The organism is Streptomyces yerevanensis (genome assembly GCF_000716805.1).
GTDB lineage: Bacteria > Actinomycetota > Actinomycetes > Streptomycetales > Streptomycetaceae > Streptomyces > Streptomyces flaveus.
In genome coordinates, this window is record NZ_JNWJ01000006.1 from 219,654 (window position 1) to 232,813 (window position 13,160).

Sequence of the window (13,160 nt, forward strand, 5' to 3'; positions counted from 1 at the left end):
GGCGCACAGCAGTTGCGCGCGCATCACATCAGATTCCGGCCCAGCGCAGGGAGATGACATCGTGTTCCACCCGGGAAGCCGGACCACGGCGGGCGTACTCGACGCGGAGACGGCGACGACCACGAAACCGGCCGAAGAGGGACTCCACTACCAGCGCTGTCGCTGGTGCGGGACCACCATGTTCCACCGGCTGCTCTGCCCGGTCTGCGCGGGCAGCGACCTGCGGACGGAGCGCAGCGCTGGCCTGGGCGTCGTACGCCACGCCACCATCGTCCAGCGCAACACCCCCACCGCCCGCAATGTGTCCCTCGTCGAGCTGGCGGAGGGGTTCACGGTGCGGGGGCGGGTGCAGGGCCCGCTCATCGCGATCCGTGTCGGTGACCGCGTACAGCTCACCACGGCCGCGGACCCGGTGCGCCGCGAGCCGGTGTTCAAGCTCTGCGAAGAGCCGTACTCCGGCTGGTTCTGACCGGCTTCGGACGCGCGCGGGCGGGCTCGCGCGGGAACACTGGCAGGGTCAGCTGCCCGTGCGGAGCGTGGAGGAAGCCATGCAAGCCAAGGACGTTCTCGTCGACGCGTACAGCCGCATCCAGGAGGAAGTCCACGCCGTCGTCGACGGACTCTCCGCGGACGATCTGAACACCCGTCTCGACGACAAGGCCAACTCGATCACCTGGCTCGTCTGGCATCTCACCCGCGTCCAGGACGACCACGTCGCCGATGCCTCCGGTCTCAAGCAGGTCTGGCTCGCGCAGGACTGGGCGGACCGCTTCGGCCTGGGCCTCCCCCGCAGGGACACGGGTTACGGTCACACCTCGTCGAAGGTCGCCAAGGTCCGCGTGGACTCGGGCGAACTGCTCCTCGGCTACCACGACGCCGTCCACGAGCAGACGCTGACCTTCCTGCGCGACCTGGACGACGACGAGCTCGACCGCGTCGTCGACGAGAACTGGTCCCCGCCCGTCACCCTGGGCGTCCGCCTGGTCAGCGTCCTCTCCGACGACCTGCAGCACGTCGGGCAGGCGGCGTTCGTACGGGGAGTCCTGCAAGCGCGTTGAGGGCCGTGTATTCGGCGGCTCCAGGGACACTCGCGTGATGTACGGGTCCGCCGGCCATGCCGGAGGAACACGGGGCCCACGCACGCGGAGGAGTCGGGAACCATGCGGCACGACGAGCTGATCTCAAAAGTGCGGGAGCGGGCAGGACTGCCCGACCGGAGTTCCGCCGAGCAGGCCACGCGGGCGGTGCTGTCGACGCTGGCGGAGCGCATACCCGTCGGGCTTGCCGACCATCTGGCCGCCCAACTGCCCGCGCCACTGGCCGAGTCGATACGAGAGAAGGTGTCCTCGCCCGCCGGGAGCTCCGAGCGGCGCGGCTCCGGTGAGCGCTTCGACCTGACCGCGTTCGCGGGGCGGGTCGCCTGGCGTGCCGGTGTGCCCGAGGATGCCGCACTGCGGGAGGCGGTCGCGGTCTTCGAAGTCCTGGACGCGGCGGTCTCACCCGAGGAGATGGAGAAACTGGCGCGCGTCCTGCCCACGGACATCCGTACGCTGCTGCCGGTCGCCCGGGCGGACATCACTGAGGCGTAGGGGGCACGTCCGGGGCGATGTCGAATGTGTCCGAGAGCCGGGTCAGCCGCAGGAGGCGTCTGTGGCGCGGGTCGTCGAGGACGAGGAGCAGCCGGCTGCGCTCGCCTCGTAGGCGATTGCGGATCCGGCACAGCAGGGACAGGCCGCTGCAGTCCAGGAACGTGACCTGCCGCAGATCGAGCACCAGCTGTCGGGGCTGTGTGTCGCACACGGCGTCGAGGGAGGTCATCAGCTCCGTCGTGGCCAGGAGGTCCAGCTCCCCGGAGAGTTCGATGACCGTACTGCCGCTCAGCGTCCGCTTCCGGAGGCCGTACGTCGGTTGCTGCACCATCGTCCCCACCCCCTTCGGGGTGCGCGCACGTGTGTCGTCATGGCGTGGAGGGACGAGTGGGACAGCTCTCCCTTGGAGCCCTTGGGGTGCGGCTACCCCCTGTGGGCCACACCAATCGATTCAGTCGTACGCGTGGAGGCCGCGCCCTTCGTTCCGCATGGCCCACGATCGCGGGGGTACTCGGCGTTCGCCCTGCCCCCTCACCACCAGGGAGAACGCACTCGGAGGGCGGAAGGAGTGGAGCTCATGCGATTCCGTGACCGAAGGCAGGCCGGTGCGGCCCTGGCCGAACGGCTGCTCGTGCGGCGGGAGGAAGGGGCGTTGCCGGATCCGGTCGTGCTCGCCCTGCCGCGCGGTGGCGTCGTGGTGGCCGCCGAGGTGGCGCGGGTGCTCGACGCCCCGCTGGACGTGCTGGTCGCCCGCAAGATCGGAGCGCCGTTCCAGCCGGAGCTCGGCGTCGGCGCGATCGCCGGGGACGATGAACCGTTCTTCGACGAGCGGGCACTGGACCGGCTCGGGCTGAGCAAGGCGGCCCTGGAGCCCATCGTGGAGCAGGAGCAGGACGAACTGCACCGGCGCGAACAGCTCTACCGCAAGGGCAGGGCGATCCCCGAACTGACGGGCCACACCGCCGTCGTGGTGGACGACGGCGTGGCCACCGGAGTCACCGCGCTCGCCGCCCTGCGTTCCGTACGGCGCCACGATCCCGGCCGTGTCACGCTCGCCGTCCCGGTGTGCTCGCCGGAGGCGGCCCTGCTGGTGCGGGAGGAAGCGGACGAGCTGGTGTGTCTGCACGAGCCGGTGGCGTTCATGGCGGTCGGGCTCTGGTACGAGGAGTTCGACCAGGTCACGGACGACGAGGTGCTCGACGTCCTGCACGGGTTGTCGTGACCGGACAGAGGGTCCTGCTCACCGGGTGGTTCAGCTTCCTGGACGGGGAGGCCACGGCCGGTGACGTACTCGCGCTGCGGCGGGTGGAGCAGGCGCTGGCCCGCGAGGGACTGCCGTACGACACGGTGTGGAGTCCCGGTTTCCAGCCCGATGCCCTGCACTTCGCGGACGTACGGCCGGATGCGTACTCCCACCTGGTGTTCGTGTGCGGGCCGCTGCATGGGCCCCAAGTCGCCCGGCTGCACGAGGAGTTCAGGGCCTGCTGGCGTATCGCGGTCGGTGTCTCCGTGGTCGATCCCGACGATCCCGCCGCCACCGGGTTTCACCTGGTGCTGCCGCGGGACGCTCCCGGTACGGATCCGGCGTTGGACCTGTCGGCGAGCGCCCCGATCGGTCGGCCCACGCCCGTCGTCGGGGTGATCCTCACGTACGGCCAGCAGGAGTACGGGCCTCGTCGGCGGCACGGCGAGGTGGCCGACGCGGTGACGAGGTGGCTCGCGGGCAAGGACTGTGCGCCGGTCGTGCTGGAGACGCGTCTCGATACACGGGACTGGCGGCTGGACTCGACACCCGAGCAGTTCCAGTCCGTGCTCGCCCGCCTGGACTGCGTCGTCACCGACCGACTGCACGGGCTGGTGCTCGCGCTGCGGACCGGGGTCCCGGTGCTGGCGGTCGATCCGGTCGCCGGTGGCGCGAAGGTGACCGCTCAGGCGCGCGCCTGCGACTGGCCGGCCCTCGTTCCGGCCGAGCGGCTGGACGCCCGCCAGCTGGACCGCTGGTGGGACTGGTGCCTCACGTCGGGGCGGGCCGCGGCTCGGCAGAGCAGGGACGAGTTCCTGCACGAGCCTGTCCGGGACGGCGTGCCCGGGCTCGTCGAGGCGCTGTCGGGGCGCCCGTCCGGTTAGTTAGTTCGCCGGAGCGCGGGGCACCCGTGGCCATCGAACACCGCCCGTCGTAGAAGGAACGAAAATGGCGACAGGCCGACTCCCCGATCGCGAACAGCGCATTCTGGACGAGATGGAAGTGGACCTGCGACGCGACCGACGGTTGCGTCGTAGGCTGCGCACCCTACGGATCAAGCGACGGCTCAACCCCGCACGGGCCGCCGATTACCAGCCCCGCGTACCGACCGTCGCTCTCCTGTTGTCGGTGTCGGTGGTGCTGATGGTGGCGGGTATCCGTACCTCCGAGCCGGTCGTGATCTGGGCCTTCGCCGTGCTGTGGCCGCTGACGCTGTTCGGAGTCTTCCGGCTGTTGTGCCGGTGGACAGAGCCATGAGCCGGGGCCGGCCCGTGGGTCAGGGCTGACCCACGGGCCGGGTCTCGCGCGTCAGCGTTGGTAGAGCCCGACCAAGGTGCCGCCGGCCAGTTGCTGACGGTCGAGGACGTTGTGCACGTCCTCGGCGGTGGCTTCGTCCGGGATGGAGACGGGGCCGGGGAGGGCGTACAGGCGGAAGAAGTAGCGGTGCGCCTTGTCGCCTACCGGAGGCTGTGGGCCGCCCCAGCCCGGTTCGCCGAAGCCGTTGATGTGCTGGTGACCGCCCGGGGGCTTCTCGTCGGCGTCCAGGCCCTGGCTGCGCGGATCGATGCCCGTCACCAGCCAGTGGATGAAGGTCCCGGACGGCGCGTCCGGATCTTCGCAGACCAGAGCCAACTCCACTGTTTCGTCGGGGACTCCGGACCAGGTCAGAGGCGGGGAGACGTTGTCGCCCAGCTTGGCGTAGCGGTCCGGGATCATGGCGTGGTCATTGAATGCGGTGCTTTTGAGTTCGATTCCGGCCATGCGCGCCGCAGTACCCCGAAGGAGCGCGGGCACACCTGACGCGGCCGGAACGGTGTGGCCCGCCCGCGGCGTTAGCGGCGCCCCGCGCGGGGAACCCGGCATCCCACCCCCTCCGAACCGAGGAGGCCCCTGTGCGCAATCGTCGGCGGGTGAGCCGTACGCTCTGTGACTTCGACTCGTCGGTCGCGGCCGTCCGTGCGGTGAGCAGATTCATGCGCGGGCGCGACTTCCGTGCGCTGGGTGCGGGGCCCGCCTCCGCGCGTCTCGCGGCGCTCGCCTCGGCGCTGCCCGCCGGGGCGCAACGCCGGCTGTTCGTCACGGCGGGACAGTTCCAGAGTTCGCGCGCGTCCCGGGTGCGCGGGCTCACGAGTGAGGACCTGTCCTCCTGGACCGTCGGGGAGTACGGTCCCGGCCCGTATCCCGCCGTCTTCATCGGCTCCGTCAGCGGTGCCGCCGTACACCTCGCGGCCGCGATGGGTGCGCCGGTGCTGCCGCAGACCTACCTGGTTCCGGTACGGGCCCGGGTGGACCCCGACCGCCCGCGGGCCTCGCTGATGGCGGGCCTGGAACTGGGCCGCAGCATGGTGGCGGCCAACCCTGATCTCTCCCTGTGCCATATGCACGACCCGAGTCAGGACCGGGCCATGCTCGTGCGCTTCCTGTACTTCCGCTTCAAGCGGCTGCGGCTCGGGGCGACGCTGGAGCGGTTCCTCGAGGAGCGGCTGGCTCCCGGCGCGACGATCTTCATCGTGGACTGCACTCTGACCTGGCCCGTCACCGTGCTCGGGGAGCGCCACAGCTTCCAGTTCGGCGCGCTGGGCGGCATGTCGCCCGACGAGTACGTCACCGGAAGCGACCGGGTCGCCGAGCATCTCGCGCAGCAGGGATCTCCGGTACGCCGCTGGGACCCGCCGCCTGCGGACGAACGGCGGCCCGAGGCCGAGTGGGGATACGACGACGCTCTCACCAAGGACATCACCGAAGTGGCGGCGCGGTGTGGCTACCAGGTACGGCGCATCACCCTGGAGGAACCCGAGCACTTGAGCCCGACGGTCGCGGAGCTGTACCGATGGTGGCACCACCGCCGCGGACTGCCCGCCGAGCGGCTGCTGGTCGAGACGTACGACCAGTGGGAGCCGCACTGGACGCTGCGCCTGGGGGCGGTGCCGTTCTGGCTGCAGTTCACCGCCAGGTCCTCCCTCGAACTGCTGGAACGCTACCTCCGCGGAGTCGAGCCGTACAAGCACATCGGGGTCAATCTCTTCTCCAACGGTCTGCGCTCGGTCGGCCAGGTTCCGGCGGCCGAGTGGCGCGAGTTGGCCGAGCGGTACGCGGTCGAGAGCGGCGGCACCCTCGGCGTGGACGAGCGTGCCTACCCGTGGGACTTCGGCGCCACGATGCGGCACCGGCCCGCGCTCGCGGCGCTGCCCGAGCGGTACCCGATGCCTCCCCCACTGCGCCTCGACGAACTGGACGAGTTCCTCACCCATTCCCCGGCCACCTCGGTTCCGTTGCCGCCAAGGGTCGAGAGCCTGCGCCCGGCGACCGGATCATGACCGCGGCCACCCGGCAGCGGAAGAAGAGGAAGAACGACCGGCCATGAGCACACGCGAGCAGCACACCCCGGCGTTCCCGGAGCACACCGACATCACGTACCACGACGGCGACTTCGGGCGGATGCGCAGTCGTACGGTCGGCCGCAGGCAGCCGTCGGTGCCCGAGGTCGTACTCGTCCAGGGCATGGGCGTGTCCGACTATCTGCTCCCGGGGCTTGCGGCGTTCGGTGAGTGGACCCGGGCCCATCTGGTGGAGCTGCCGGGATTCGCCGGCAGTGGGGATCCCCCGCATGAGATGGATGTCCGGGAGTTCGGGAGCTGTGTCGCGGACTGGCTGCGCGAACGGGACCTGGGGCCGGTCGTTCTCGTCGGGCACTCCAGCGGTACTCAGGTCGCTGCCCGGGCCGCCGTGGACCACCCGGACGTCGTGGGTGTCGTGCTGGCCAGTCCCACCGTCGACCCCATGGCCAGAAGCCTGCCGCGACTGCTGCTCCGCTGGCGGCTGGACTCCCGCCACGAACCGTCCGGGCTCAGCGAGAACCACCGCCCGGAGTGGCAACGGGCCGGGATCCGCAGGATGGTGCACATCGCGCTGGTGCACCGGGCCGACAGGCTGGAGGACTCCGTCGCCCGGCTGCGGGTTCCACTGCTGGTGATCCGTGGGCGTGAGGACCGGATCAGTACGGCCCGCTGGGGCCGGGAACTCGCGGGCCTCGTACCGGACGGCCGGTACATCGAGGTGCCGGGGGCGCACACGTTTCCCTGGCTGGTTCCTGACGCGTGGTCGGGACCTGTGCGGGAGCTGGCAGCGGCGGCGGGGCGAGTCTGAGCCCGGAGGTGCGGTCAGCCCCCACCGGCCCGCGCCCGCGGCGGAGCCGCACATCGATAAGGCATCACCAGGGCATCACCGCGCTTCCGGCGGAGCGCTCAGCTCGTCAGTACCTGGGGCGAGGTCTCCTTCAACTCGGCGTTTGCCCAGCGCAGTTGGCGCAAGGTGTCGGGATGGCATCGTTGTGCGAGGTCGAGCAGTTGGTCGTCCGAGGTGGCCTGGGCGGCCTGGGCCACGAGTTCCCAGTCGACGGAGACCGCCGACGCCTGCTGGCAGATCCTTCTCAGATCCCGGAGCAGGAGCAGTCCCGCGTCGCCCCGACGTCCCGCCTCACTGCGGCGGCCGATGATCTCGCTGCCCTTCTCGCGCAGCCGGCCGACCGGCCCCGGCTCGTCGTCGGGTTCCGGGTCGAGGGAGACGTCGTAACGCTCGGCGAGTTCGGCCAGCTCTCGGATGTGCCGGTGGGACCAGTCCGCGAGGTCGAGTGCGAGGTGGTGGATGTCGTGCGAGGTCTTGTGCCGTTCAGCGGTGTGCAGCAGTTCCCGGGCCAGCTCGCGCTCCTCGCGATGCAGGTCCCGCAGCACCAGGCCGATCTTCATGTGTCACCTTCCGTCGGCGGCGTACCGCGTACGTCTTCATCGGTCTCCGCGGCCGGGCCGCCCCGCGTCTCGGGCACGCCGGCGCCGAGCGGCGCGGAGGCGGCCGTCGTCGGAGCCGGGGCGGGGCTGCCGTCCTGCTCCCGGATGCGGCGCAGCCGGGCCGCGGCGGTCTTGTAGAGGGGTTGCTTGGAGGCGGCGTCCCAGTCGGTGAGGGTCAGCTCGTTGGCGGCCCGGCCGTGGACTTCTTCGGGGGCGGGTCCCTCGTCGATGTCCCAGTAGCCGTAGTGGAACGGAAGGAACAGCACTCCGTCCCGGATGCCGCTGACCCGGGCCTTGGCACGCACCGAGCCGCGTGGCGTGGAGACCTCGACCAGGTCTCCCTCCATGACGCCCAGCTCGCTGGCGTCACCGGTCGAGATCTCCACCCACATCTCGGGGGCCGCGGCCTCCAGTTGGGGGGCGCGGGCCGTCTTGGTGCGTGTGTGGAAGTGGTAGAGCGTGCGTCCGGTGGTGAGCAGGAAGGGGTGGTCACCGCCCGGTTGTTCATGCGGAGGGAGATATCCGGCCGACTTGATCACTGCCTTGCCGTACGGGTTCATCGCCCGATACTCCGTGGGCTCCACGGGTGCTCCGGTGACCAGGTCCCGGCCGTAGCTCTCGCAGTAGTCGGGGTCGCTCCAGAAGGCGCCGCCGGTGTAGAGGCGTTCGGTGCCGTCCGGGTGTTCCGCGTCGCACGGCCACTGGATGCCGCTGCCGCCGCGCAGTCTGTCGTAGCTCAGACCGGTGTAGTCGCACGGTCGGCCACGGGAGCATTCCTTCCACGCCTCGAACGCCGACTCCGGATCGTGCCACTTCACCAGCGGGGCGCCGTCCTTGTCGCGCAGGTCCATGCGGTGGGCGTAGTCCAGGAAGATGTCCAGGTCGGGGCGCGCACGGCCGGGCGGGTCGACCGCCTTCTCGGAGAGGTGGACGGTGCGGTCGGCGTTGGTGAAGGTGCCCGTCTTCTCGGCCCATCCGGCTGCCGGCAGCACGACGTCGGCCAGCTCGGTCGTCTCGGTGGGGAACAGGTCCTGGACGATGAGGAAGAGGCGCTCCTGGGACAGTACGGAACGGATGCGGGACAGTTCCGGCAGGGACACCGCGGGGTTGGTGCCCGTGACCCACAGCATGCGCAGAGAGCCCTGCTCCGCGTAGCGGAACATCTTCATGGCGTGGGTGGGCGGACCGTAGTGCGGAATCCGCGACGGGTCGACGTTCCAGACCCGGGCGAGGTCGGCGACCTGTGCGTCGTCGGCCCAGTTGCGGAAGCCCGGAAGATCGCCGTCGGCGCCGCACTCGCGGGTGTTCTGGGCCGTGGGCTGGCCGTTCATCTGCAGCAGTCCGCAGCCCGGGCGGCCGAGCATGCCGCGTACGAGGTGGAGGTTGTTCACCTGCACCGCGGCGGCCGTGGCCTGGTGGGACTGGTAGAAGCCCTGCAGCACCGTGGACGCCAGCCGCTCGCAGGTGCCCAGCACCCGGGCTGCCCGCCGGATCTCTTCGGCGGGCACGTCGCAGATCTCGGCGGCCCGTTCGGGCGGGTACTCCTTCACCCGGCGCTCCAGCTCGTCGAAGCCCACCGTGTGCCGGGTGATGTACTCCGCGTCCGTCCAGCCGTTGCCGATGATCTCGTGCAGCAGCCCGTTCATCAGCGCCACGTTGGTGCCCGGCCTGGGGGCCAGGTGCACCACCGCGGCACGGGCCACCGGAGTCGGGCGGGGATCCACGCAGATCAGCGCGGGCGGTTCGGGTCCCGCGAGCCGGTCGAGGATGCGCATCCACAGCACGGGCTGCGTCTCCGCGACATTGTGTCCGAACAGGGCGATGACGTCGGCGTGGTCGATGTCGGTGTACGAACCGGGCTGTCCGTCGCAGGCGAAGGACTGCTTCAGTGCCTCGGCCGCCGTCGCCGTGCACAGCCGGGTGTTGCCGTCCAGGTGGTTGGTGCCAAGCCCGCCGCGGGCGATCAGGCTCAGGGTGTAGTACTCCTCCAGGAAGAGCTGCCCGGTGGTGTAGAAGCCGATCGCGCTCGGCCCCTGGTCCCGCAGGAGTTCCTTCGTACGGGCCACGATGTGGTCCATCGCGGTGTCCCAGTCCGTCTCCACCAGGCGGCCGTCCCGCCGCACCAACGGCCGTGTCAGCCGGTCCGGGGAGGCACCCGCCTGCCAGCCGTACAAGTCCTTGGGGTCCAGACGGCCGTGGTTCACCCGGTCCTCGGCACGGCCGCGCACTCCGACGATCCGCCCGTCCTTGACCGCGATGTCCAGCGCGTCTCCGTTGGAGTGCAGCACCGAGGCGGACCGTACCCAGCGGTCGGGGTGCTCGGCGCCGATGCCTTCGGCCAGGAAGGTGTCCACCCGCACCGGCCATTTCTCGTCTCGCGCGTACGGCGTACGGGTCCCCCACGGCTCAGCGATCCGGTCCACTCGTCCCATGGCCCGCCTCTCCCGCCTCTCCCGTCCTGCCGCCCGGAGTCCGCGTTGGTCATCTGGCGACGAGTGCCCTTCGTACGCCGGGCAAACCGCGGCGCGCGCTCGGCGCAGGCCTGCACCATGCCGAGATACACCTCTCTTCCCGTTTCGCGCCAAAGGCGGGGGTAACCCGTTCTGGGTGAACGGCAACGAAGCGAGGTGAACCATGCAGCACGATGCCTTTATCGGTCAGGTACAGGCCCGCGCCCGACTGGACAGTCGTGGTGCGGCCGAGAGGGTCACCCGGGCCAGCCTGGAGACCCTCGCCGAACGTGTTCCGGCATCGGTCGCGGAGAAGGCCGCGGCCCAGCTGCCGCAGGAGATCGGCGAGCATCTGCGCCGGGTGGCGTACACGCCGGGCGAGCCTTATACCGGCATCCGCATGGACCGGGAGGAGTTCTTCAACCGGGTGGCGCAGCGTGCCGGAACCAGCTATCCGAAGGCCCTGCACGAGGTCCGCTGCGTGATCGAGGTCGCGACCGAGGCCACCGACGGTGCCCTGGCGACGCAGATCCGCCCCGCACTCGACGACGACCTCGCCGAGGTCCTCTTCGCGGGCAGTACGGACTAGCGAACGACGGAGAACTCCTCAAGAGGTGATCAACGTGCCCGAGCCCGGAAGCAAGAAGTACGACACCCGGCGTGCGCGGCTGCGCAAGGACGCGGAGGCGGCCGGGACCCCCGATCAGCAGGCCAACGAAGAGGCCAACGAGACGCTGCGGGAGGACCCGGACTGGCGCAGCCGCGGGCCCCGCACGGAACGCGGTCGCGGCCCCAAGGGCGAACGCCCGGAGAGCACGGACTGAACCGCCCGGTCCATTTCGCTCAACGGCCCGATCCGATGAGGCCGGCCTCACGCGAGCGTGAGGCCTCGCCTCGTCACTGGTCCAGCTCGTCCTCCACCGGCGGCTTCTCCACGGCACGCAACCGCTGCGCCTGTCCCGGCTTTCCGCCCTGACGCGCCTGCTCGGCCCGTTGAGAGGGGCTGAGGTCCAGGTCGGAGTCCGGATCCACGCGCACGGAGCGCGCGACGTCCTCCTTGTTCGTGTACTCCTCCGGCGGCACGGCGCGCAACGCCCTCACGACCTCGTCCGACGCTCCGGCGACCTGTGCCGCGCGCACCAGCTCGTCCTTGTCCGCGGGGAAGGTTGCGCCCTTCAGAGCGTGCAGGACCTCCTGAACGTTCGTATGAGCCATGGGTCTCCCCTCACTCGGTCCTCTGGACCGGTTGCGTACGGCTTCCGCGAGTACCCCGGATGTTCGGCTCCCATGCGCGGGCGCATGATCCACCAGGTACGCGTCACCGCCCGCTCAGCCCGTGTACCTGCGGGCCGTCGAGTGGCGCTGGGCATGCTCCAGCAGCTTCAGCCGGGCCTCGACATCCGGCGGCAGCACGGTCCGCTCGCGCAGGACCCAGGGCAGCCCGGCGGCCGCCTCGCCGAAGGCCCGGAGGGAGGCGCGGTCGCGGGGGACCGTACGTGCGAGATGCAGGGTCCGGCGCAGTGCGGCGGGGGCAGGGCGGCGTAGCCAGGTGAACCACAGGGTGTTGCGGATGCCGTGCGTGCGGCGTTGCGTGGAGTCCCGTACAGGCGACGGACAGTGATGGATCGTCAGCTCATCGGCGTAGGCAAGCCACCAGCCGTCCGCCGCCAGGTCCGCGGCGAGCAGTTCCTCCTCGCCGCCCAGCCACAGCCGCGGACAGAAGCCGCCCACGGCGCGGAACGCTTCGGTGCGCAGCACGGTGGCGGCGGCCAGGAAGGAGCCGAGGGCGGGGCCGGGCAGCCAACAGGGGCCGGGGATCGGCGAGTTGCGCAGTTCCTCGACGATCGGGTCCTCGGTGCCATGCGGTTCGACGAGGATGCGTGCCGTGACGGCCGCGAGCCGGTCGCGGGGGTCCAGGAGGTCCGCGGCGCGGGACAGCGCTCCGGGTGCCCACCAGGAGTCGTCGTCGCAGAAGGCCACGTAGGGCGTACGCACCTGTTGTACGGCCAGGTTGCGGCCGACGGCGCCGAGGTTGCGGCCCGGGCGCAGCAGCCGTACGTCCGGATGGCGGCGGGCGACCGCTTCGGCGGTGCCGTCCGTGGAGGCGTTGTCGGTGACGATCACCGGCGGGGCCTCGGGCAGTTCGGCGAGGTGGTCGAGGGTGCGCAGGAGTCCGGTCCGCCGGTTGTGTGTGATCACGACCACGGTCGTCCGGTCATCGCTCACGGGACGCCTCCTCGACGCGGCGCACGGCCCGCTCGATGTGCGGGGGCAGCGGCTTGCGGGCCCGAAGCGCGGTCGGCAGCCGCGCCAGCGCGGCGCGCAGAGCCCGCCGGGCCTCGGGGTCGCGGCGAGCCGCGACGGCCAGGTCCCGGGTGCGGCGCAGGGCGATGGGCAGCGGGCGGCGCAGCCAGGCGGTGAGCAGCTCGTTGCGGCGTACGACCGCGGAACGGTGGGCCCGCGGCACGGGAGCCGGGTGGTGGTGCGCGACCACCTCCGGGCAGTGGGCGACGCCCCAGCCGCGCGCGGCGAGGTCGTACGCGAGCAGGGTCTCCTCCGCGCCGAAGAACAGCAGCCGGTGGTAGCCGCCGGCGTCGAGGAAGGCCGAGCGGCGCACGATTGCCGCGCAGCCGAGGAAGCCGAGCACCTGCGTACCCGGCAGGTCGGCGGCCGGGCCCAGGGGTGACCCGGCGAGGGAGTCGTTGAGCGGGTCGGATGCGTCGGCGGTGCCGACCAGCGTGCGCGCGGAGAGCAGCCCGAGCCGCGGATGAGCGTCCAGCAGCCGGGCCGCCGTGCTCAGCGCACCCGGTTCCCACCAGGAGTCGTCGTCACTGAAGGCCACGTACGGCGTGTCGAGTGCGCGTACTCCGTCATTGCGGGCGAGAGCCCCGCGATTGACGGGCAGCGCGAGCACCCGCACCTCGGGGAACCGTTCGGTGATCATCGCGCGCGTCCCGTCACTCGACGCGTTGTCGGCCACGACCACGAGCGGCCTCTCCGGAAGAGCGAGCAGCCGGCGGAGGGTGACGGCGAGGGAGTCGGCCCGGTCGCGGGTGGCGATGACGACGCCTACCGGCCGGTGCTTCCCTGTCAT

General features: G+C 71.1%; 17 protein-coding genes. 10 read left to right on the forward strand and 7 right to left on the reverse strand.

The features are described from left to right. The first annotated feature begins 61 nt into the window (after window positions 1-61). From OP79_RS08260 to OP79_RS08270, 3 genes are all read left to right on the forward strand, one after another. Window positions 62-469 (forward strand): Zn-ribbon domain-containing OB-fold protein, encoded by a 408-nt coding sequence (locus OP79_RS08260; RefSeq protein ID WP_033319327.1) that lies wholly within the window; start codon window positions 62-64, stop codon window positions 467-469. Window positions 470-548: 79 nt separating this feature from the next. Further along, on the forward strand, window positions 549-1,058 hold the full coding sequence (locus tag OP79_RS08265; protein ID WP_033319328.1) for a mycothiol transferase: 510 nt from the start codon (window positions 549-551) through the stop codon (window positions 1,056-1,058). 102 nt (window positions 1,059-1,160) lie between these two features. Next, entirely contained in the window at window positions 1,161-1,589 is a 429-nt protein-coding gene (locus tag OP79_RS08270) for a DUF2267 domain-containing protein (RefSeq protein ID WP_033319329.1), read from the forward strand. Here the strand turns inward: OP79_RS08270 and OP79_RS08275 are convergent. Further along, on the reverse strand, window positions 1,576-1,920 hold the full coding sequence (locus OP79_RS08275) for an STAS domain-containing protein (RefSeq protein ID WP_033319330.1): 345 nt from the start codon (window positions 1,918-1,920) through the stop codon (window positions 1,576-1,578). The genes OP79_RS08270 and OP79_RS08275 overlap by 14 nt on opposite strands. A gap of 246 nt (window positions 1,921-2,166) precedes the next feature. Here OP79_RS08275 and OP79_RS08280 point away from each other — a divergent pair, with 246 nt between their 5' ends. From OP79_RS08280 to OP79_RS08290, 3 genes are all read left to right on the forward strand, one after another. After that, window positions 2,167-2,811 (forward strand): phosphoribosyltransferase, encoded by a 645-nt coding sequence (locus OP79_RS08280; RefSeq protein WP_033319331.1) that lies wholly within the window; start codon window positions 2,167-2,169, stop codon window positions 2,809-2,811. Further along, the gene (locus OP79_RS08285; RefSeq protein WP_033319332.1) at window positions 2,808-3,716 is read left to right on the forward strand and encodes a polysaccharide pyruvyl transferase family protein; all 909 of its coding nucleotides are present in this window, start codon (window positions 2,808-2,810) and stop codon (window positions 3,714-3,716) included. Before OP79_RS08280 ends, OP79_RS08285 begins: the two co-directional genes overlap by 4 nt. A 64-nt stretch (window positions 3,717-3,780) precedes the next feature. After that, entirely contained in the window at window positions 3,781-4,089 is a 309-nt protein-coding gene (locus tag OP79_RS08290; RefSeq protein WP_033319333.1) for a DUF3040 domain-containing protein, read from the forward strand. 51 nt (window positions 4,090-4,140) lie between these two features. Here OP79_RS08290 and OP79_RS08295 read toward each other — a convergent pair whose 3' ends face one another. After that, complete coding sequence (locus OP79_RS08295) at window positions 4,141-4,593, reverse strand: YbhB/YbcL family Raf kinase inhibitor-like protein (RefSeq protein ID WP_033319334.1); 453 nt, start codon at window positions 4,591-4,593, stop codon at window positions 4,141-4,143. Window positions 4,594-4,724: 131 nt separating this feature from the next. On the opposite strand from OP79_RS08295, the gene OP79_RS08300 reads away from it, so the two are divergent. Further along, complete coding sequence (locus tag OP79_RS08300) at window positions 4,725-6,149, forward strand: hypothetical protein (protein WP_157857289.1); 1,425 nt, start codon at window positions 4,725-4,727, stop codon at window positions 6,147-6,149. Window positions 6,150-6,192: 43 nt separating this feature from the next. Further along, the gene (locus tag OP79_RS08305; RefSeq protein ID WP_078491672.1) at window positions 6,193-6,978 is read left to right on the forward strand and encodes an alpha/beta fold hydrolase; all 786 of its coding nucleotides are present in this window, start codon (window positions 6,193-6,195) and stop codon (window positions 6,976-6,978) included. Between the two features lie 98 nt (window positions 6,979-7,076). Here the strand turns inward: OP79_RS08305 and OP79_RS08310 are convergent, their stop codons facing one another. Both OP79_RS08310 and OP79_RS08315 read right to left on the reverse strand, forming a co-directional pair. Next, a complete protein-coding gene (locus tag OP79_RS08310) occupies window positions 7,077-7,577 on the reverse strand; it encodes a hypothetical protein (protein ID WP_033319335.1) in 501 nt (166 codons plus the stop codon). Beyond that, complete coding sequence (locus tag OP79_RS08315; protein WP_033319336.1) at window positions 7,574-10,048, reverse strand: molybdopterin oxidoreductase family protein; 2,475 nt, start codon at window positions 10,046-10,048, stop codon at window positions 7,574-7,576. The genes OP79_RS08310 and OP79_RS08315 overlap by 4 nt, the downstream gene beginning before the upstream one ends. 202 nt (window positions 10,049-10,250) lie before the next feature. Between OP79_RS08315 and OP79_RS08320 the strand changes: the two genes are divergently transcribed. Further along, window positions 10,251-10,655 (forward strand): DUF2267 domain-containing protein, encoded by a 405-nt coding sequence (locus OP79_RS08320; protein ID WP_033319337.1) that lies wholly within the window; start codon window positions 10,251-10,253, stop codon window positions 10,653-10,655. A gap of 34 nt (window positions 10,656-10,689) precedes the next feature. Further along, window positions 10,690-10,890, forward strand: a complete 201-nt coding sequence (locus tag OP79_RS08325; protein ID WP_033319423.1) for a hypothetical protein — start codon at window positions 10,690-10,692, stop codon at window positions 10,888-10,890. A 73-nt stretch (window positions 10,891-10,963) separates the two neighbouring features. Here the strand turns inward: OP79_RS08325 and OP79_RS08330 are convergent, their stop codons facing one another. The 3 genes from OP79_RS08330 to OP79_RS08340 all read right to left on the reverse strand — a co-directional run bounded on the left by OP79_RS08330 (window position 10,964) and on the right by OP79_RS08340 (window position 13,160). Next, entirely contained in the window at window positions 10,964-11,281 is a 318-nt protein-coding gene (locus OP79_RS08330) for a DUF2795 domain-containing protein (protein ID WP_033319338.1), read from the reverse strand. A 114-nt stretch (window positions 11,282-11,395) separates the two neighbouring features. Next, on the reverse strand, window positions 11,396-12,292 hold the full coding sequence (locus OP79_RS08335) for a glycosyltransferase family 2 protein (RefSeq protein WP_033319339.1): 897 nt from the start codon (window positions 12,290-12,292) through the stop codon (window positions 11,396-11,398). Further along, window positions 12,282-13,160: a glycosyltransferase family 2 protein gene (locus OP79_RS08340; protein ID WP_106972323.1), complete on the reverse strand. Its 879-nt coding sequence runs from the start codon at window positions 13,158-13,160 to the stop codon at window positions 12,282-12,284. The genes OP79_RS08335 and OP79_RS08340 overlap by 11 nt, the downstream gene beginning before the upstream one ends.